The organism is Phytopseudomonas punonensis, from assembly GCF_900142655.1.
GTDB classification, from domain to species: domain Bacteria; phylum Pseudomonadota; class Gammaproteobacteria; order Pseudomonadales; family Pseudomonadaceae; genus Aquipseudomonas; species Aquipseudomonas punonensis.
In genome coordinates this window covers 39,797-58,598 of record NZ_FRBQ01000007.1, presented here as the reverse complement: position 1 = coordinate 58,598, position 18,802 = coordinate 39,797, and the positions used below count along the sequence as shown (strand labels likewise).

The following is an 18,802-nucleotide window of genomic DNA, read 5'->3' as shown; positions in this document are numbered from 1 at the left end:
GATAGAGCCCAGCCTAATCACTTGTCGTGGATTTGTCAGACTCTGATGTAGCTTAATGCGCGTTCGCCGCGCCGTTGCCTTTGCGGCATTTCTCTTTTTGGTGCCTGAGCATGATTCACCGTTGGCTGTTTCTCCTGATGCTGAGCGTGCCGGGTGCGCTGTGGGCGGACCAACCGCCAACACCGGCTGCAATCTTCGATGTCGCTCAGCAGCAATGGCTGACCGCCAACCCGGCACTGCGTGCCGGTGTGGTGCTGCAGCCGCCTTATGCGCAGCTTGACCGGCGCCTGCACCGCCTGACCGGTGCGAATGTGGAGATGATCAACACCCTGACAGCGCTGATGGGCGTGCAGGTGCGCTGGCGCACCTTCCAGACGAGCGAAGAGCTGGAGCAGGCGCTGCGCAACGATCAGATCGACCTGGCCTCGGGGCTTATCCAAACGCCGGCCGGGCTGCGGCGCTGGGTATTTTCCGATCCTTTTTTACGCGTCTCGCACTTGTTGATCGGCGAGCGTGATAGCGGTGGATCGGTGGATCTGGAGCAGCTCGACGGCCGCTCACCGGTCGCCCTGAAAGTTTCCGATGCGGTACTCGACTACCTGCGCGGCAGCTACCCCAAGCTCAAACTGGATATCGCCAACACCCCGCGTCAGGCGCTGCAGCGAGTCGTCAATCAGCAGGCCAGTTACGCGGTGCTCGATGAGGCGCAGCTGGGTCGTCTGTCACGTGAGCCGGAGTTCCTAGGCCTGGCCATCGTCGGTGATATCGGTTTTCCGCAATTGCTGCGCATCGCCACGCGACGTGATCAACCGCAATTGGCGGGCATCGTCGATGTCGCCCTGCGTAGCGTGTCGGCGCGCGAACTCGATGATCTGCACAACCGCTGGCTGCCGCCGAGCTATGTGCAGCAGGAAAGCTCGGCGAGCTTCTGGCGCACGATCAGCCTTCTGCTCTGCCTGTTGCTGATATTCGCGCTGGCCTTGGTGCTGTGGATGCGCCGCCAGCGAGATAATCTCGAATTCCGCTTGCTCGCCGCGCGCCATGAAGTCGAGTTGCGCGAAATCGCCCGCGACGCGCTTAGGTTGTCGCAGTTCTCCATCGACAACAGCACGGTCGGCATTCTCTGGGTCAACTGGGACAGCCACGTGCGCTACGCCAACCATGCCGCCGAGGCCATGCTGGGCTGCCACAGCGGCGGTCTGGTTGATCGGCCGCTGCGCGATTTCGAACCGGACATGAGCATGGATCGCTGGCTCAACCTGTGGCGCCTGGCGCGCAAGGGCGACGAAGGGCCGCCGAGCTTCGAGACCGAGTGCGTGCGCGCCGATGGCAGCCGCTTGCCGGTCGACGTTTCGCTGAGCTTTCTGCAGTACCGCGATACCGAATACCTGGTGGTCTTCATCACCGATGTGACCGAGCGCCGTCGCGCCCTGGCCGCCTTGCAGGAAAGCGAGGCGCGGCTGCAGGGCATCGCCTCCAACGTGCCGGGCGTGGTGTTTCGCCTGGAGCGGGCGCGGCCGGGCGATCCGGCGCTGTTCGCGTTTATCGGCGAGGGCAGTGAAAGCCTGGTCGGTTATCGGGCATCGACACTGCTGGCGCCCGATCACGGCTTGCGCAGCCTGGTACATCCGGACGACAAGGCCGACTACCACCGCGTGCAGGATCAGGCCTTCGACAGCGACAGTGACTGGCACTGGCAAGGCCGCATGCTCACCCACACCGGTGAGTCGCGCTGGGTCGACATCAAGGCAATGGCGCGGCGTCTGGCCGATGGCCGGGTGATCTGGGATGGCGTGGTCTGGGACATCAGCGACAACAAGCGCAACGAGCTGGCGCTGGCCGAATCCCAGGCGCGCCTGCGTGATCTGTCCGCGCACCTGGAAAGCGTGCGTGAAGAAGAAAAGGCCCGTATTGCCCGCGAGGTGCACGACGAACTCGGCCAGGTGCTGACCGTACTCAAGCTGGAAACCTCGATGTGCGAGCTGGGCTTCGCTGACCTCGACCCAGGCCTGCGCGAGCGCCTGGACAACATGAAGAAGCTGATCGCCAATTTGTTCCAGCTGGTGCGTGATGTCGCCACCGCCTTGCGCCCGCCGATTCTCGATGCCGGCATTGCCTCGGCCATCGAATGGCAGGCGCGGCGCTTCGAGGCGCGCACGCAGATCCCCTGCCTGGTGGAGGTGCCCGAGCATCTGCCGCCGCTGAGCGACGCCAAGGCCACCGGGCTGTTTCGCATCCTTCAGGAGTCACTGACCAACGTCATGCGCCACGCCGAAGCGCATACGGTGACGGTGCAGCTGGAGCTTCTCGGCGACAGCCTGCACCTGTCTATCAGCGACGACGGCCGCGGCTTCGATCCCGCGAGCGTGCGCGCCGACTCCTTCGGCCTGGTCGGTATGCGCGAGCGCGTATTGATGCTCGGCGGCCAATTGAGCCTCGACAGCCGGCCCGGCGAAGGTACTCTGTTGCGCGTACGGGTGCCGCTGAACGAGTGCGTGTCCGATGATTGAGAGGGTAAGTGCGTGATCCGAGTACTGGTAGCCGAAGACCACACCATCGTCCGTGAGGGCATCAAACAGCTGATCGGCATGGCCCGCGACCTGCTGGTAGTCGGCGAGGCGAGCAACGGCGAGCAGTTGCTGGAAACCCTGCGGCACACGCCTTGTGAGGTCGTGCTGCTGGATATCTCCATGCCTGGCGTCAACGGCCTGGAGGCGATTCCGCGGATTCGCGCCTTGAACCAGCCGCCGGCGATTCTGGTGCTGTCGATGCATGACGAGGCGCAGATGGCCGCCCGCGCGCTGAAGATCGGCGCCGCCGGTTACGCCACCAAGGACAGCGACCCGGCCCTGCTGCTCACCGCGATTCGCAAGGTCGCCGGTGGTGGGCGTTACATCGATCCCGATCTGGCCGACCGCATGGTCTTCGAGGTCGGCCTCACCGACTCGCGCCCGCCCCACGCGCTGCTGTCCGAGCGCGAATTCTCGGTGTTCGAGCGCCTGGTGCAGGGCGAGGGCGTCAACGAGATCGCTGCGCATCTGGCTCTAAGCAGCAAAACCATCAGTACCCACAAGGCACGGCTGATGCAAAAGCTCAACCTGCACTCGGTTGCGGATCTGGTGCGTTACGCGGTCGAGCACAAGTTGGTCTGAACGCGCTGCTTATCTATCCGCGACATGCCAGAAACTAGGCGAGCCGCTTCGTTTCGAGCGCTATCTATCAGCACTTATCCAGATACGACATCCGTGTAGGGCTCGCCCTACAGCCACCTTTCCGCCTGCCTTATAGCAAAGTGTCAGTACGCCCGATTTTCAGGTTCTAACCGCGGTTCTAGTCTCTGTTCACGGTAGAACAACAGGCAGGTGCGGTGATGGGCGACACTTCTTCGAGCGACATCCTGGTCAGCTTTCGTGGCGTGCAAAAGAGCTACGACGGCGAGAACCTGATCGTCAAAGATCTCAATCTGGATATTCGCAAGGGCGAGTTCCTGACCCTGCTCGGGCCGTCCGGCTCCGGCAAGACCACCAGCCTGATGATGCTGGCCGGCTTCGAGACGCCCACCGCCGGTGAGATCACTCTGGCCGGCAAGCGCCTGAACAACGTGCCGCCGCACAAGCGCGATATCGGCATGGTGTTCCAGAACTACGCATTGTTCCCGCACATGACGGTGGCCGAGAACCTGGCGTTCCCGCTCAGCGTGCGCGGCATGAGCAAGGCCGACGTTGGCGAGAAGGTCAAACGCTCGCTGTCGATGGTGCAGCTCGATGCCTTCGCCGGCCGTTATCCGGCGCAGCTCTCTGGTGGCCAGCAGCAGCGTGTGGCCCTGGCCCGCGCGCTGGTGTTCGAACCGCAGCTGGTGCTGATGGACGAACCGCTCGGCGCGCTGGACAAGCAACTGCGTGAACACATGCAGATGGAGATCAAGCACATCCATCAGCGCCTTGGCGTAACCGTGGTGTACGTGACCCATGACCAGAGCGAAGCGCTGACCATGTCCGATCGCGTGGCGGTTTTCCACCAGGGCGAGATTCAGCAGATCGCCGCGCCGCGCGACCTCTACGAGTCGCCAAGCAACACCTTCGTTGCGCAATTTATTGGTGAGAACAACCGCTTCGCTGGCCAGTTGGTCGAGCGCAATGGCGACAATTGCACAGTGCAACTGGCGCGCGGCGAGAAGGTTCAGGCCCTGGCCGTCAATGTCGGCCAGCCTGGCGATGCCGTAAGCCTGTCGATCCGTCCGGAGCGCATTCGCCTGAACAATGCGGCCGAGGGCTGCGACAACCGCTTCTCCGGCCGTGTCTCGGAATTCATCTACCTGGGCGACCACGTGCGCGTGCGCCTGGAGGTCTGCGGCAAAACCGACTTCTTCGTCAAACAGCCGATTGCCGAGCTCGATCCCGGGCTCGCGGTTGGTGATGTGATCCCGCTCGGCTGGCAGGTCGAGCACGTTCGCGCCCTTGATCCGCTGTCGGCGGAATGATCGGCGTTTTGCGCTTTACCACAGCACTTGGAGCCAACATAAAAATGTCGAAGCTATTCTCCCTTTCCGCGCTGACACTGGGCCTGGTTTGCGCTGCACAGGTTCACGCTGCAGACCTCACCGTCATCAACTTCGGTGGCGCCAACAAGGATGCCCAGGTCAAGGCCTACTACCAGCCGTGGGAAGCGGCCGGTAAAGGCAAGATCATCGCTGGCGAATACAACGGTGAAATGGCCAAGGTCAAAGCCATGGTCGACACCAACAGCGTTTCGTGGGATCTGGTCGAGGTTGAGTCCCCGGAGCTCGCCCGTGGTTGCGATGAGGATCTGTTCGAAGAAATCGACTACTCGGTAGTCGGCGACAAGAAGGCCCTGGTGCCGGGCGCGGCGTCGATGTGCGGCGTCGGCTTCTTCGTGTGGTCGACCGTGATGGCCTACAACGCCGACAAGCTCAGCACCGCGCCGACTAGCTGGGCAGATTTTTGGGACGTGAAGAAATTCCCGGGCAAGCGCGGCCTGCGTAAAGGCGCCAAGTACACCCTCGAGTTCGCTCTGATGGCTGACGGCGTTGCGCCGAAAGACGTCTACAAGGTGCTGGCGAGCAAAGACGGCCAGGAGCGCGCGTTCAAGAAACTCGACGAACTCAAACCTTACATCCAGTGGTGGGAAGCCGGCGCCCAGCCGCCGCAGTACCTCGCTTCCGGTGACGTGGTCATGAGCTCGGCCTACAACGGCCGTATCGCCGCCACCCAGAAGGAAGGCAGCAGCCTGAAAGTGGTGTGGGACGGTGGTATTTACGACTTCGACGCCTGGGCCATCCCGAAAGGCGCGAAGAACAAGGATGAGGCCATGAAATTCATCGCCTACACCCTGCAGGCCGAGAACCAGAAGACCTATTCGGAAAACATCGCCTACGGGCCGGTGAACCCGAAAGCCGTTGATCTGCTGGACGCCAAGGTCGCCGCCGACCTGCCGACCGCCCCGCAGAACATCGCCAACCAGGTCGCGATGGACGTGGCCTTCTGGGCTGACTTCGGCGAAGTGCTGGAGCAGCGTTTCAACTCTTGGGCTGCCAAGTAACGGCTCAGCGTAATGCGGTGAGCGCGCCCAGCGTTCACCTGTTGCAAGGAGCGCTCGCGTGCGGGCGCTCTGGCTTTATCCCCGAATTCTTATCCGCTTCACCGGAGTTATCCCCATGGCCCTAGCAGTGCCCCATGCCGAGGTCGCCGGCCCCTCGCTCAAGCAGCGTCTGGCGCGCGCTGAGCGAATGAATCGCTTGAAATCCCAGGCGCTGATCCTGCCGCTGGTGCTGTTTCTCGTCTTCACCTTCTTGGTGCCAATCGTGGCGCTGCTCAACCGCAGCGTGGATAACCCGGACGTGGTCGGCTCGCTGCCGCGCACCGTCGAAGCCATCGACAGCTGGGACGGCCGCGGCCTGCCCGAAGAGCCCGTCTACAAGGCGCTGGCACTGGACCTGGCCGAGGCCCGCGAACAGCAGAAGCTCGGCGACCTGTCGAAGCGCCTGAACATGGAACTGGCCGGTTACCGCAGCCTGCTGGCGAAGACCGGCCGTGCGCTGCCATTCGAAGCTGAGCCGGCTTCCTACAAGGATGCCCTGGAGTCCTTTGACGAGCGCTGGGGCGACCCTGCGTACTGGCAAGTGATCCGCCGCAACAGCAGTTCCTGGACCTCCTACTACCTGCTGGCCGCCCTGGATCATCGCGTTGACGACTCCGGCGCGGTAGTGAAGACCACGCCAGATCAGGCCATCTACCTGGATATTTTCGCCCGCACCTTCTGGATGGGCGCGGTGATCACCGCCATCTGCCTGGCGTTGGCCTATCCGCTGGCTTATCTGCTCGCCAACCTGCCGACTCGCCAGGGCAACCTGCTGATGATCATGGTGCTGCTGCCGTTCTGGACCTCGATCCTGGTGCGTGTCGCCGCCTGGATCGTGCTGTTGCAGTCGGGCGGGCTGATCAACTCGGCGCTGATCAAGCTGGGGTTGATCGACCAACCGCTGGAGCTGGTGTTCAACCGCGCCGGGGTGTACATCTCCATGGTGCACATCATGCTGCCGTTCATGATCCTGCCGATCTACAGCGTCATGAAGGGCATTTCGCCGACCTACATGCGCGCCGCGATTTCCCTGGGCTGCCACCCGTTCGCCAGCTTCTGGCGGGTGTACTTCCCGCAGACCCTGGCCGGTGTCGGCGCCGGTTGCCTGCTGGTGTTCATCCTGTCCATCGGCTACTACATCACGCCTGCGCTGCTCGGCAGCCCGAGCGATCAGATGGTCAGCTACTTCGTCGCCTTCTACACCAACACCACCATCAACTGGGGCATGGCCACCGCGCTTGGCGGCCTGCTGCTGGTCGCCACGCTACTGCTCTACGTGGTGTACAGCTGGCTGGTGGGTGCGGGTCGGTTGCGTCTGGGTTAATGAGCGGAGATTAGAAAAATGCTGAGTCCTTACATGTCTCCTGTTGAGCGCGCCTGGTACTACGGCTTGCGCCTGCTCTGCGGCCTGGTGCTGCTGTTTCTGGTGCTGCCGATCCTGGTGATCGTGCCGCTGTCGTTCAACTCCGGCACCTTCCTGATCTACCCGATGCAAGGCTTCTCGATGCGCTGGTACGAGGACTTCTTCGGCTCGGCCAGTTGGATGCGTGCGCTGAAGAACAGCATGATCATCGCCCCGGCAGCGACCGTGCTGGCCATGATCCTCGGCACCCTGGCCGCTATCGGTCTGACCCGCTCGGAGTTCCGTGGCAAGGCGCTGGTGATGAGCCTGCTGATCTCGCCGATGGTGGTGCCGGTGGTGATCGTCGGCGTCGCCAGCTACCTGTTCTTCGCACCGCTGGGCCTGGCCAACGGATACCTGTCGCTGATCGTGGTGCACGCAGTACTCGGCGTGCCCTTCGTGATCATCACCGTGTCGGCGACCCTGCAGGGCTTCAACTACAACCTGGTACGCGCTGCGGCCAGCCTCGGCGCCTCGCCGATCACTGCGTTCCGCCGGGTGACCCTGCCATTGATCGCACCGGGCGTGATATCCGGCGCACTGTTCGCCTTCGCCACCTCGTTCGACGAAGTGGTGGTCACCCTGTTCCTCGCCGGCCCCGAGCAGGTCACTCTGCCACGGCAGATGTTCAGCGGCATCCGTGAAAACCTCAGCCCGACCATCGCCGCCGCCGCGACTCTGCTGATCGGTTTTTCGATCTTGCTGCTGCTGACTTTGGAATGGCTGCGCGGGCGCAGTGAGAAAATGCGCACCCAGGTCAACGAATAACCCTTTTCACGGCTATGCCGTAACCGCCGCGCCCTTTGGGTTGCGGCGGTTTTTTTTAGCCGCCGTTTCCGGTCGCGGCCTGGCTCGTTGCCGGCCCCTTGTCATGCCTGTCGTCGTCAGCGAGTACACTGCCAGGTCTTCTGCCCGGTCCTGGAAAGCCCATGGATTTCAACGATCCCAGTTTTCGCGAATTGCTCGACGCGTTGCACGATGGTGTCTATATCACCGACGCCGACGGCATCACCCTCAAGGTCAACGGCGCCTACGAACGGCTGACCGGCTTGCGCAGCGAGGATGTGGTCGGCCAGCACATGCAGGCGCTAGTGGAGCAGGGCGTGATTTCCCAGTCGGTTTCCCTGCGGGTGCTCAAGGAGGGCAGGGCGCTGTCGCTGATGCAGAGCGTCAGTCAGGGCAAGCGTCTGCTGGTCAGCGGCACGCCGATTCTCGATGCCACGGGCCAGGTGCGCTATGTGGTCAGCACGGTGCGCGACATGACCGAGCTGTTGCGCATCAAGCACGAGCGTGACGAGCTGCAGCAACTCAAGGAGCTGCGCAGCAGCACGGCGAAGCTGCACGCCGGCCAGCGCGGCGATCTGCTCTACGCCTCGCCGGTGGCCGATCACCCGGCCTCCGGGCGCATCTTCGCCCAGGCACGGCAGGTCGCCGCCAGCGACGTGAAGGTGTTGTTGCAGGGCGAAACCGGAGTCGGCAAAACGCTGATCGCCCAGTACATCCACAAGAGCAGCCCACGCGCGGCCCAGCCGTTCCTGGCGCTCAACTGCGGCGCGCTGCCGGAGAACCTGATCGAGGCCGAACTGTTCGGCTACGTGGCGGGCGCCTTTACCGGCGCCGGCAGCAAGGGCAAGCGCGGCTTGCTCGAGCTGGCCCACCACGGCACGGTGTTTCTCGACGAGATCGGCGACCTGCCGCTGGCCCTGCAGGTCAAGCTGCTCAAGGTGATCGAGGAAAGCCGCTTCATCCCGGTGGGTGGTCTGGAGCTCAAGGAAGTGGACGTGCGCATCATCACCGCCACCCACCATGACCTACGCCAGATGGTCGCCGATGGGCGCTTTCGCGCCGATCTCTATTACCGTCTCAACGTGGTGCCCATCCATATTCCGGCGCTGCGCGAGCGGCCCGATGAGATCCAACCGCTGCTGGATTTCTACCTGGCCGAATTCAATGGCCGTTATGGCCGCGCGCTGACCTGGGGGTTGGAGGCGCTGGATGCGCTCACCGATTACGCCTGGCCCGGCAATATCCGAGAGCTGATTAATCTGGTCGAGCGCCTGGTGGTCACCTGCACGGGTGAGGCGGTGGAGCTGTTCGACCTGCCCGAGGAAATGCGCACGCCTGCGGCAGAGGCGGGCAATGAGAACCTGCCGCTGCGCAAGCAGGTCGAGCAACTCGAGCGACGGCTGATCCGCAAGGCCCTAGTGCAATACAAGACTACCCGCGAGGCCGCCAAGGCTCTCGGCCTCAGCCAGGCGACGCTGGTGCAGAAGATGAAGCGCTGGGAGCAAGGCTGATTGGAAAATGGATCAAGCAGGCTTTTTCGATCCATTTCCTAATCAAAACTGAGCGCCCCGAGCCTGTGGCAGATCGACGCAGCCCTTGCGCCGCAAGGGTTCCGCTCAACTGGCACAGGACTCGCTAAGACAGGCCCGAACCCGTCTAGTTTTCACAATGCACAAAAGGGCCCTGATGATGAGTACCGCTGCCTTCAAGATCGCCAATAAGCTGCTGACCGGCCAGGGCGCCGTCGAGCAACTGGCGCACGAATTGCCCCGCCTGAAAATAGACAATCCGCTGATCGTCACCGACGCCATCCTGATCAAGTCCGGCACCGTGGAGCATGTGCTCAAGCAGCTCGGCGAGCGCGCTTACGGCATTTTCGACGGCGTGGAGCCGGAGCCGGAGATCGCCATCGTCGAGGCCTGCGCCAAGGTTTTCCGCGACGGCGGCCATGACGGCCTGATCGGCGTCGGCGGCGGCAGCGCCATCGACATCGCCAAGGCCGTGGCCGGCTACGTCGGTCATGACGGCGCGCTGGAAGAGCTGTTCGGCGTCGATCAGGTCAAGCGCAAGGGGCCGCCGCTGATTGCCATCCCGACCACCGCCGGTACCGGCTCGGAAGTGACCAACGTGTCGATCCTTTCGGACAAGCAGGCGCAGCTGAAAAAGGGCATCGTCAGTGATTACCTGTTGCCCGACGTGGCCTTGGTCAGCCCGGTGATGACCCTGACCTGCCCGCGTAGCGTGACCGCCGCCAGCGGCGTCGATGCCCTGGTGCACGCCGTGGAATCCTACCTGTCTGTGAATGCCTCGCCGATCACTGACGCCCTGGCCATCGGCGCCATCAAGCTGATCGCCAAGGCGCTACCCAAGGCCTACGCCAATCCGGCCGACCTGAGGGCGCGCGAAGACATGGCCACCGCCAGCCTGATGGCCGGCATGGCCTTCGGTAACGCGGGTGTCGGCGCCGTGCACGCCCTGGCTTATCCGTTGGGCGGGCGCTTCAACATCGCTCATGGGGTCAGCAACGCCTTGCTGCTGCCCTACGTGATGGCTTGGAACAAACTGGCCTGCGTCGAGCGCATGGCCGAGATCGCCGCTGCTCTCGGCGTGCAGACTCATAGCCTGAGCGACAAGGCCGCCGCCGACCTGGCCGTCGAGGCCATGGCCGAGCTGTGCGCCAGCGTCGACATTCCCAAGGGCATGCGCAGCTTCAACGTGCCCGAGGACGCCATCCCAGCCATGGCCGAGGAGGCCAGCAAGATCGACCGCCTGATGCGCAACAACCCGCGGCGCCTGACCGCTGGCGACATTGAGCAGATCTACCGCGCTGCCTACTGATCCCTTTCACAACCGATGACCAACAGCCCCGGCCACGCTGGGGCTTGCTGCTTACAACTCTAATAAGATTGGTAATTCTCATGTCCGAACTGCATCAACAAGACCTGGGCGTCGAAGCCCCCTACTGGCCAATGGGGCCATTCAAGGTACGTCTGCCTTTCATTCACTACCGCTTCGAGCTCTCCGACTACATGCAAGGCTTGCTCATGTGCGCGGTGGACCTGGCGGCGATTCCGCTGATGACCGAATTCCTCGGCATGCCGTTCGAGGTGGCACTGGCGGTGGTCATGCTCAACGGCTTGCTGTACCTGACCCACCACCTGCTCGGCGACCCGGTGGTTCCGGGCTGGATCACCCCGGCGATCCCACTGCTAATGGCCTACTGCAGCCAGTTCCCGGAGGGCCCGGAGCGGGTGCATGCGCTGATTGCCTTCCAGTTGATGCTCGGGGTGTTCTCGATAGGCCTGGGCATGACGGGCATGGCGCGTAAGGTGGTGTCGCTGGTGCCCTCGGCGCTCAAGGCCGGCATCATCATGGGCGCCGGCCTCAGTGCGGTGGTCACCGTATTCAAGGAAGGCGGGCGCTTCGACGCCTTCCCCTGGACCATCTCCATCGCGGTCGGCATCGCTTTCTACCTGGTGTTTTCCCTGCACTTCCAGCAACTGAAGAAGCGCAGCCGCTTCTGGTGGAACTTCGCCAAGCTGGGCATCTTCCCGATCATCCTGCTGGCCGTGTTCGTCGCGCCGATCTTTGGCGAGGCGCCGTGGCCGAGCATCGAGTGGGGCATCAGCAAGCCGGACTTCGTCACCCTGTGGAACGAATACACCGTGTTCGGCCTCGGCATGCCGCCGTTGATGATGTTCGTCACCGCCATTCCCACCGTGTTCGCCGCCTACCTGGTGGTGTTTGGCGACGTGCTGGGCGCCAGGGCGATTCTCTCCGAGGCCGACCATATCCGCAGTGACGAGAAGGTTGACTTCAACCCCAACCGTTCGCACATGATCTTTGGCGGCCGCAACGCCCTGATGAGCATCCTCGGCCCGGACGTGGCTATGTGCGGCCCGCAGTGGTCGGCCATGCAGGTGGTGATCACCGAGCGTTTCAAGGGCGGCGCCCAGGCGATGAAGTCCATCTACGGCGGTGTCGGCTCGTTCCGCTGGGGCACCAATACCGGTCTGTTGCTGCTGCCGGTGGTCACCCTGCTGCAGCCGATTCTCGGCGTGGCACTGGCGCTGACCCTGCTGATCCAGGGCTACGTCAGCGTGCGTCTGGGGATCATGGAGGCGCGCAGCCAGCGTGACCTGGGCATCGCCGGGGTGATCGGCGCGGTGCTGGCGATCAAGGGCGCCGGTTGGGCCTTCGCTATAGGCGTCGGTCTGTGCGTGCTGATCTACGGCGCGCAGATGTTCCGCGGCGAGAACGATCAGACCTTTACCAAGGATCTGCCGCCGGGCGAGTAATCCCGGCGAGTGCTTGAGTCTGGGTAGCCCGAATCGAGCGCAGCGACACCCGGGACTGCCCTGGGTATCGCTGCGCTCAACCGCAGGTTACGCCGTGCCAGACTGAGGCATTTGCGCGCGCCGCCGTCAGGTGGCGCTGCCATCCGGCGCATCTGCCGCTACAATGCGCGCCACCGTGATTCAGCACTCAGAGGTGCGCCATGCAACCCTTCGCCATCGCCCCGTCGATCCTTTCCGCCAACTTCGCCCGCCTGGGTGAAGAAGTGGATAACGTACTCGCCGCTGGCGCCGACATCGTTCACTTTGATGTCATGGACAACCACTACGTGCCCAACCTGACCATCGGCCCGATGGTCTGCACGGCGCTGCGCAAACACGGCGTGACCGCGCCGATCGACGTGCACCTGATGGTCAGCCCGGTGGATCGCATCATCGGCGACTTCCTCGAGGCCGGCGCCACATACATCACCTTTCACCCCGAAGCCAGCCAGCACATCGACCGCTCCCTGCAGTTGATCAAGGATGGCGGCGCCAAGTGCGGCCTGGTGTTCAATCCGGCGACCTCGCTGGACGTGTTGAAGTACGTGATGGACAAGGTCGACATGATCCTCTTGATGAGCGTCAACCCCGGTTTCGGTGGCCAGAAGTTCATCCCCGGCACCCTCAACAAACTGCGTGAAGCCCGCTCGCTGATCGACGCCAGCGGCCGCGACATTCGCCTGGAAATCGACGGCGGCGTCAGCGCCACCAACATCCGCGAGATCGCCGAAGCGGGCGCTGACACCTTCGTCGCCGGCTCGGCGATCTTCAACCAGCCGGACTACAAAACCGTGATCGATGCCATGCGTGCCGAGCTGGCCCAGGTGCGTGGATGAAACCGCTGCGCGAACTGTGCGCCGGTGAACTGCCGCGTCTGGTGATGTTCGACCTGGACGGCACTCTGGTCGATTCAGTGCCGGACCTGGCCACCGCCGTCGATCGCATGCTGGTCGAACTGGGACGTGAGCCGGCTGGCGTCGAGCAGGTGCGCAAATGGGTCGGCAACGGGGTACGGGTTCTGGTGCGTCGCGCCCTGGCTGGCGGCCTGGACCACGCGGCGGTGGGCGAGGCTGAAACTGAAGAGGCGCTGGCGCGCTTTCTCGATATCTATGCCGATTGCCATGAGTTGATCACCCTGTATCCGGGCGTCCATGAGTTGCTGGAAGCGCTGAGCACGGCGGCCGTCGAGCTGGCGGTAGTGACCAACAAACCGGAGCGTTTCGTTGCCCCGTTGTTGGAACAGGTCGGTTTGGGCGGTTACTTTCGCTGGATCATCGGCGGCGACACCCTGCCGCAGCAAAAGCCCGATCCGGCCGCCTTGCTGCAGGTGATGCACCTGGCGGGCGTCAGCCAATCACAGGCGCTGTTCGTCGGTGACTCGCGCACTGATGTATTGGCCGCCCGTGCGGCTGGCGTGCCTTGCGTAGCGGTGAGCTACGGCTACAACCACGGTCGCCCGGTGGCCGAAGAAAAGCCGCAGTTGGTGGTCGACAGCCTCGCCGAGCTTCTCTAACGGCATTTGGTTGCCTGAACCGAGCGGCTGCGCTACCTTGGCCGCTCGTTGTTTCCCCCCTCTCTGAGATGCTCCCGTGGCGGTCACCTGCAAACTCTGGATGAAAGTCATCAAGGCCCTGGCCCGCTGGCGCTGGCGCGCCTGACATCCTCTGCCGCTCTGCGCGGCCCGTCTGCATCTGACCGATTTCTCATGCCACGAGGCTGATCATGATCCATGAAGAATTCCTGCGTTTAGCCGCTGAAGGCTACAACCGCATTCCGCTTGCCTGCGAAACCATCGCCGACTTCGACACGCCGCTGTCGATCTACCTGAAACTCGCCGACGCGCCTAACTCCTATCTGCTTGAGTCGGTGCAGGGCGGCGAGAAATGGGGTCGTTACTCGATCATTGGCCTGCCGGCGCGCACCGTGCTGCGGGTGCATGGCCATGAGGTGGAGATCACCACTGATGGCGTTGAAGTCGAGCGGCATGACTGCGCCGATCCCTTGGCTTTCGTCGAAGAGTTCAAGGCGCGCTACCGGGTGCCGACCATCGCCGGCTTGCCGCGCTTCAATGGCGGCCTGGTCGGCTACTTCGCCTACGACAGCGTGCGTTACGTCGAGCCCAAGCTGGCCGCCGGGGTGAACCCCGACGCGCTGGGCACGCCGGACATTCTGCTCAACGTTTCCGATGCCGTGGTGGTGTTCGACAACCTGGCCGGCAAGATGCACGCCATCGTCCTGGCCGACCCGGCCGAGACCGATGCCTTCGAGCGTGGTCAGAAGCAACTGCAGGACATCCTCCATAAGCTGCGTCAGCCGTTCACGCCGCGCCTGGGCGTGGATCTGAACAAGCCAGCGGGCGCCGAGCCGGCGTTCCGCTCCAGCTTCAGTCGCGAGGATTACGAGCGCTCGGTCGGCGCCATCAAGGATTACATCCTGGCCGGCGACTGTATGCAGGTGGTGATTTCCCAGCGCATGTCGATACCGTTCAAGGCCGCGCCCATCGACCTGTACCGCGCGCTGCGCTGCATCAATCCGACGCCGTACATGTACTTCTTCAACTTCGGCGACTTCCACGTGGTGGGCTCTTCGCCGGAAGTGCTGGTGCGCGTCGAGGACAACCTTGTCACCGTGCGGCCCATCGCCGGCACCCGCCCGCGGGGTGCCACCGAGGAGCAGGACCTGGCGCTGGAACACGACCTGCTGGCCGATGCCAAGGAAGTCGCCGAGCACCTGATGCTGATCGACCTGGGCCGTAACGACACCGGCCGCGTTTCGGAGATCGGTTCGGTGAAGCTGACCGAGAAGATGGTCATCGAGCGCTATTCCAATGTCATGCACATCGTCTCCAACGTCACCGGCGAGCTGAAGCAGGGCCTGACCTCGATGGACGCCTTGCGCGCCATTCTGCCGGCCGGCACCCTGTCCGGTGCGCCGAAGATCCGCGCCATGGAAATCATCGACGAGCTGGAGCCGGTTAAGCGCGGCGTCTACGGTGGTGCCGTCGGTTACTACGCCTGGAACGGCAATATGGACACCGCGATTGCGATTCGTACCGCAGTGATCAAGGACGGCGAGCTGCACGTGCAGGCCGGTGCCGGCATCGTCGCCGACTCGGTACCCGCGCTGGAGTGGGAAGAGACCCTCAACAAACGCCGCGCCATGTTCAAGGCCGTGGCCTTGGCGGAGCAGGGCTCGCTCTGATCCGTGCAGATAACAAAAAGGGCAGCTCAGGCTGCCCTTTTTGTTTTCGATTTCCCGGGTATCGCTGCGCTCCATCCAGGCTACAAAGAGCGCCCGTAGCCTGGTGTCGAGCGTAGCGATACCAGGAGCGATCTCAGCCTTCCAACTTTGCCAAGGCCGCTCCGGCATCCAGATAAGCCCCTGCCTGCTCGCGAATGCGCAGGGTGCCGTCCGCTGGCGCGGTGACCTGGGTTTCCATCTTCATGGCTTCCATCACCGCAATCACCTCGCCGGCTTTGACCTGGGCGCCGTCCTCGACCAGCCAGGCGTGCAGGTTGCCGGAGATCGGTGCTGCTACCAGGCCTTCTTCGGCAGCCGGTGGTGCTGCTTGAGGCGCGGCTTGGGTGTTGCCGCCCAGCGGCGCCAGACCTTGCAGCAGGGCGCCGGGCAGGCCCAGTTCGTGGCGCTTGCCGTCGATCTCGATAAAGGTGCGTAGCACCGTGTCACCGGCTACCGGAAGGGTGCGCGGTGCCAGGGTGATCTGCTCGGCGAAGTCGGTCTCGATCCAGCGCGTGTGCACGGCGAAGCCGCCGCCGGTGAAGTCCTCGTGGTCCATCACCGCGCGGTGGAAGGGCAGTACCGAGGCGATGCCCTCAATCTGGAACTCGGCCAGGGCGCGGCGGGCGCGGGCGATGGCCTGTTCGCGGGTGGCGCCAGTGACGATCAGCTTGGCCATCATCGAGTCGAATGTACCAGGCACGCTGGAGCCGCTTTCCACGCCGCTGTCCAGGCGCACGCCCGGGCCGCTCGGGGCGCGGAATTCGCTGATCTTGCCTGGGGTGGGCAAAAAGCCCTTGCCGGCATCCTCGGCGTTGATGCGGAACTCGAAGCTGTGGCCGCGCGGCGTCGGCGTTGTGCTGAAGGACAGCGGCAGGCCGTCGGCGACGCGTAGCTGCTCGATCACCAGGTCGACGCCGGCGGTTTCCTCGGTCACCGGATGCTCGACCTGCAGGCGGGTATTCACTTCCAGGAACGACAGGGTGCCATCGGCGCTGAGCAGGTATTCCACGGTGCCGGCGCCGACGTAGCCGGCCTTGGCGCAGATGGCGTGTGCGGACTGGTGAATGCGCTGGCGCTGCTCATCGGTGGTGAACGGTGCTGGCGCTTCTTCCACCAGCTTCTGGTTGCGGCGTTGCAGCGAGCAGTCGCGGGTGCCGACCACCACCACGTTGCCGTGGCTATCGGCGATCACCTGGGCTTCGATATGGCGCGGGCGGTCGAGGAACTGCTCGACGAAGCACTCGCCGCGACCGAAGGCGGCCTCGGCTTCACGCACCGCCGAGGCGTACAGTTCGGCCACTTCGTCCATGCGCCAGGCGACCTTCATGCCGCGCCCACCGCCGCCGAACGCGGCCTTGATGGCGATCGGCAGGCCGTGTTGCTCGGCGAAGGCCAGCACTTCGGCGGCGCTCTGCACCGGGCCGGGCGTGCCGGCCACCAGGGGCGCGCCGACCTGCTGGGCGAGTTTGCGGGCTTCGACCTTGTCGCCGAGTACGTCGATGGTTTGCGGGTTCGGGCCGATCCAGATCAGCCCGGCGTCTTGTACGGCACGGGCGAAGTCGGCGCGCTCGGAGAGAAAACCGTAGCCGGGGTGCACGGCATCGGCGCCGGCACGTTTGGCGATAGCCAGCAGTTTGTCGATGTTCAGGTAGGTGTCGGTCGGGCGCTCGCCGTCCAGCGCGTAGGCTTCGTCGGCATGGCGTACGTGCAGGGCGTCGATATCGGCATTGGCGTACACGGCCACGGAGCCCACACCGTAATCACGACAGGCGCGGGCGATGCGCACGGCAATTTCACCGCGGTTGGCGATCAGGACTTTTTTCATGATGGGTTCTTCGCATCGGCAGTAGGAAGGGAGGCCTCGGGCTCGAGCTCGACGAACGCCTCGGTCGGGTTGAAGCGGATCTGTGCGTTGATGGGGATTTGCCCGGCCAGATCCAAATGGTGGCTGGCCACGGCGGCGATCACCGGATAGCCGCCGGTCAGCGGATGGTCGGCGAGGAACAGCACCGGCTGGCCGCTGGCGGGCACCTGGATGGCGCCCAGTGAGGTGCCTTCACTGGGCAGTTCGGCAGGGTTGCAGCGCTCCAGCGGCACCTCGCCCTCGAGGCGAATACCGACCCGGTTGGATTGCGACGTGACGCGCCAGAGCTGACTGCTCAAACGCTCGATGGCCGCCGGGGTGAACCAGTCGCTGCGCGGGCCCATGACCACATCCAGGGTGATCACGTCCTTGGCGGTGGGCAGCGCGAACGCCGGGGCTTCGCTCGTCGATACGCTGCTGCCGGCGCTGGTCGCCTCGAAACCCAGACGGTCGCCGGCCTTGAGCGGCGGCGGGCCGACCTGGGCCAGGCTGTCGTAGGAGAGGCTGCCCAGCACCGGGGCCACCTGAAAACCGCCGCGAATCGCCAGGTAGCAGCGCAGCCCGGCCTGGGGCGCGCCGAGGCTGACGCGGTCGCCGTCGTCCAGTTCGATGGGTTGGTAATTACCGGGCTGCCATTGCAGGCCGCTGGCGGTGGTCACGGTGATGGGCGTCTGCGCACCGGTGATGGCGATGAGCGTGCGGCCATGGCAGACGAAGCTCAGGCCGCCAAGCACCACTTCCAGGCAGGCGAGGGCCGTGTCGTTGCCCACCGCGCGGTTGGCGGCGCGCAGGGCGCCACGGTCCAGCGCGCCGGACATCGACACGCCCTGGTCGGTATGGCCGGCGCGGCCCAGGTCCTGCAACACCGTTTGCAGGCCGGGGCTGAGGATTTCCAGGTGGGCACCGGCAGGCGGCTCGCTGGCCACCGCATGCTCATGGGCGGGCAGGCCCGCGGCCAGCAGCGGGCCGGCGTCCTGGAAGCGCACCTTGTAGCCAGGGCGCAGCAGGGCCGGCTCGTCGCGGCCTAGATCCCACATCTGCAAGGGCGTGACGCCGATGATCTGCCAGCCGCCAGGGCTGGCCTTGGGGTAGATGCCGCTGAAATTGCCGGCCAGGGCCACAGCGCCGGCTGGAATGCGGGTGCGCGGAGTCTGCCGGCGCGGCACCTGGAAGTCGGCGCCGCCGGTCAGGTAGCCGAAACCGGGGGCGAAGCCGCAGAAGGCCACTTCGTAATCGGCGCTGGTATGGCGGCGCACCACTTCTTCACGGCTGATGCCGAGCAGCCCGGCGACCTCGTCGAGGTCCTCGCCGTTGTAGTGCACGGGAATTTCCACGCGGCGGCTCTCGCGGGCGCTGCGCCGGCTCAGGTCGCGGCGGGCGAGATCGTCGATTAATGCCTGGCGGTCGACGGCGCTGGGCCGATACTGGATCAGCAGGGTACGGGCCGCCGGGACGATTTCCTCGACCCCGGCGATAGGCTCGGCCTGCAGCGCGTCGAACAGCGCCAGGGTTTCGTCGAGATCCTGTAGTTCGACGAGCAGCGTATCGAGGTTGGCTGGGAGAAAACGCACGGGC

At 64.2% G+C, this 18,802-nt stretch carries 14 protein-coding genes; 12 read left to right on the top strand and 2 right to left on the bottom strand.

Annotated features, from left to right (window positions below; all coding sequences use genetic code 11):
* The first annotated feature begins 110 nt into the window (after nucleotides 1-110).
* The 12 genes from BUC40_RS16650 to trpE all read left to right on the top strand — a co-directional run bounded on the left by BUC40_RS16650 (nucleotide 111) and on the right by trpE (nucleotide 15,324).
* Entirely contained in the window at nucleotides 111-2,510 is a 2,400-nt protein-coding gene (locus BUC40_RS16650) for a PAS domain-containing sensor histidine kinase (RefSeq protein WP_073267297.1), read from the top strand.
* 12 nt (nucleotides 2,511-2,522) lie between these two features.
* On the top strand, nucleotides 2,523-3,152 hold the full coding sequence (locus BUC40_RS16645) for a response regulator (protein WP_073267296.1): 630 nt from the start codon (nucleotides 2,523-2,525) through the stop codon (nucleotides 3,150-3,152).
* Nucleotides 3,153-3,370: 218 nt separating this feature from the next.
* Nucleotides 3,371-4,480 carry an ABC transporter ATP-binding protein gene (locus BUC40_RS16640; protein ID WP_073267295.1) on the top strand — a complete coding sequence of 370 codons (1,110 nt, stop codon included), beginning with the start codon at nucleotides 3,371-3,373 and terminating at the stop codon, nucleotides 4,478-4,480.
* A gap of 44 nt (nucleotides 4,481-4,524) precedes the next feature.
* Nucleotides 4,525-5,559: an ABC transporter substrate-binding protein gene (locus BUC40_RS16635; protein WP_073267294.1), complete on the top strand. Its 1,035-nt coding sequence runs from the start codon at nucleotides 4,525-4,527 to the stop codon at nucleotides 5,557-5,559.
* 115 nt (nucleotides 5,560-5,674) lie between these two features.
* Entirely contained in the window at nucleotides 5,675-6,922 is a 1,248-nt protein-coding gene (locus BUC40_RS16630; protein WP_073267293.1) for an ABC transporter permease, read from the top strand.
* Between the two features lie 18 nt (nucleotides 6,923-6,940).
* Nucleotides 6,941-7,768: an ABC transporter permease gene (locus BUC40_RS16625; RefSeq protein WP_073267292.1), complete on the top strand. Its 828-nt coding sequence runs from the start codon at nucleotides 6,941-6,943 to the stop codon at nucleotides 7,766-7,768.
* 161 nt (nucleotides 7,769-7,929) lie between these two features.
* On the top strand, nucleotides 7,930-9,297 hold the full coding sequence (locus BUC40_RS16620) for a sigma-54 interaction domain-containing protein (protein ID WP_073267291.1): 1,368 nt from the start codon (nucleotides 7,930-7,932) through the stop codon (nucleotides 9,295-9,297).
* A gap of 178 nt (nucleotides 9,298-9,475) precedes the next feature.
* A complete protein-coding gene (locus BUC40_RS16615) occupies nucleotides 9,476-10,624 on the top strand; it encodes an iron-containing alcohol dehydrogenase (RefSeq protein WP_073267426.1) in 1,149 nt (382 codons plus the stop codon).
* A gap of 80 nt (nucleotides 10,625-10,704) precedes the next feature.
* Nucleotides 10,705-12,084, top strand: coding sequence for a hypothetical protein (locus BUC40_RS16610; RefSeq protein ID WP_073267290.1), 1,380 nt, complete (start codon nucleotides 10,705-10,707; stop codon nucleotides 12,082-12,084).
* Nucleotides 12,085-12,284: 200 nt separating this feature from the next.
* A complete protein-coding gene (gene rpe / locus BUC40_RS16605) occupies nucleotides 12,285-12,959 on the top strand; it encodes a ribulose-phosphate 3-epimerase (protein ID WP_073267289.1) in 675 nt (224 codons plus the stop codon).
* Nucleotides 12,956-13,636 carry a phosphoglycolate phosphatase gene (locus BUC40_RS16600; protein ID WP_073267288.1) on the top strand — a complete coding sequence of 227 codons (681 nt, stop codon included), beginning with the start codon at nucleotides 12,956-12,958 and terminating at the stop codon, nucleotides 13,634-13,636. The genes rpe and BUC40_RS16600 overlap by 4 nt, the downstream gene beginning before the upstream one ends.
* A 209-nt stretch (nucleotides 13,637-13,845) precedes the next feature.
* Nucleotides 13,846-15,324 carry an anthranilate synthase component I gene (gene trpE / locus BUC40_RS16595; protein WP_073267287.1) on the top strand — a complete coding sequence of 493 codons (1,479 nt, stop codon included), beginning with the start codon at nucleotides 13,846-13,848 and terminating at the stop codon, nucleotides 15,322-15,324.
* Nucleotides 15,325-15,457: 133 nt separating this feature from the next.
* Here the strand turns inward: trpE and BUC40_RS16590 are convergent, their stop codons facing one another.
* Entirely contained in the window at nucleotides 15,458-17,188 is a 1,731-nt protein-coding gene (locus tag BUC40_RS16590; protein WP_073267286.1) for an acetyl/propionyl/methylcrotonyl-CoA carboxylase subunit alpha, read from the bottom strand.
* The gene (locus tag BUC40_RS16585) at nucleotides 17,185-18,798 is read right to left on the bottom strand and encodes a 5-oxoprolinase subunit B/C family protein (RefSeq protein ID WP_073267285.1); all 1,614 of its coding nucleotides are present in this window, start codon (nucleotides 18,796-18,798) and stop codon (nucleotides 17,185-17,187) included. The genes BUC40_RS16590 and BUC40_RS16585 overlap by 4 nt, the downstream gene beginning before the upstream one ends.
* Between the last annotated feature and the right edge of the window lie 4 nt (nucleotides 18,799-18,802).

Coding starts and splice junctions, on each gene's coding strand:
- BUC40_RS16625 (WP_073267292.1), top strand. CDS start 6,941: ATGCTGAGTCCTTACATGTCTCCTGTTGAGCGCGCCTGGTACTACGGC.
- BUC40_RS16630 (WP_073267293.1), top strand. CDS start 5,675: ATGGCCCTAGCAGTGCCCCATGCCGAGGTCGCCGGCCCCTCGCTCAAG.
- BUC40_RS16610 (WP_073267290.1), top strand. CDS start 10,705: ATGTCCGAACTGCATCAACAAGACCTGGGCGTCGAAGCCCCCTACTGG.
- trpE (WP_073267287.1), top strand. CDS start 13,846: ATGATCCATGAAGAATTCCTGCGTTTAGCCGCTGAAGGCTACAACCGC.
- BUC40_RS16620 (WP_073267291.1), top strand. CDS start 7,930: ATGGATTTCAACGATCCCAGTTTTCGCGAATTGCTCGACGCGTTGCAC.
- BUC40_RS16600 (WP_073267288.1), top strand. CDS start 12,956: ATGAAACCGCTGCGCGAACTGTGCGCCGGTGAACTGCCGCGTCTGGTG.
- BUC40_RS16615 (WP_073267426.1), top strand. CDS start 9,476: ATGAGTACCGCTGCCTTCAAGATCGCCAATAAGCTGCTGACCGGCCAG.
- BUC40_RS16650 (WP_073267297.1), top strand. CDS start 111: ATGATTCACCGTTGGCTGTTTCTCCTGATGCTGAGCGTGCCGGGTGCG.
- BUC40_RS16590 (WP_073267286.1), bottom strand. CDS start 17,188: ATGAAAAAAGTCCTGATCGCCAACCGCGGTGAAATTGCCGTGCGCATC.
- BUC40_RS16640 (WP_073267295.1), top strand. CDS start 3,371: ATGGGCGACACTTCTTCGAGCGACATCCTGGTCAGCTTTCGTGGCGTG.
- BUC40_RS16635 (WP_073267294.1), top strand. CDS start 4,525: ATGTCGAAGCTATTCTCCCTTTCCGCGCTGACACTGGGCCTGGTTTGC.
- rpe (WP_073267289.1), top strand. CDS start 12,285: ATGCAACCCTTCGCCATCGCCCCGTCGATCCTTTCCGCCAACTTCGCC.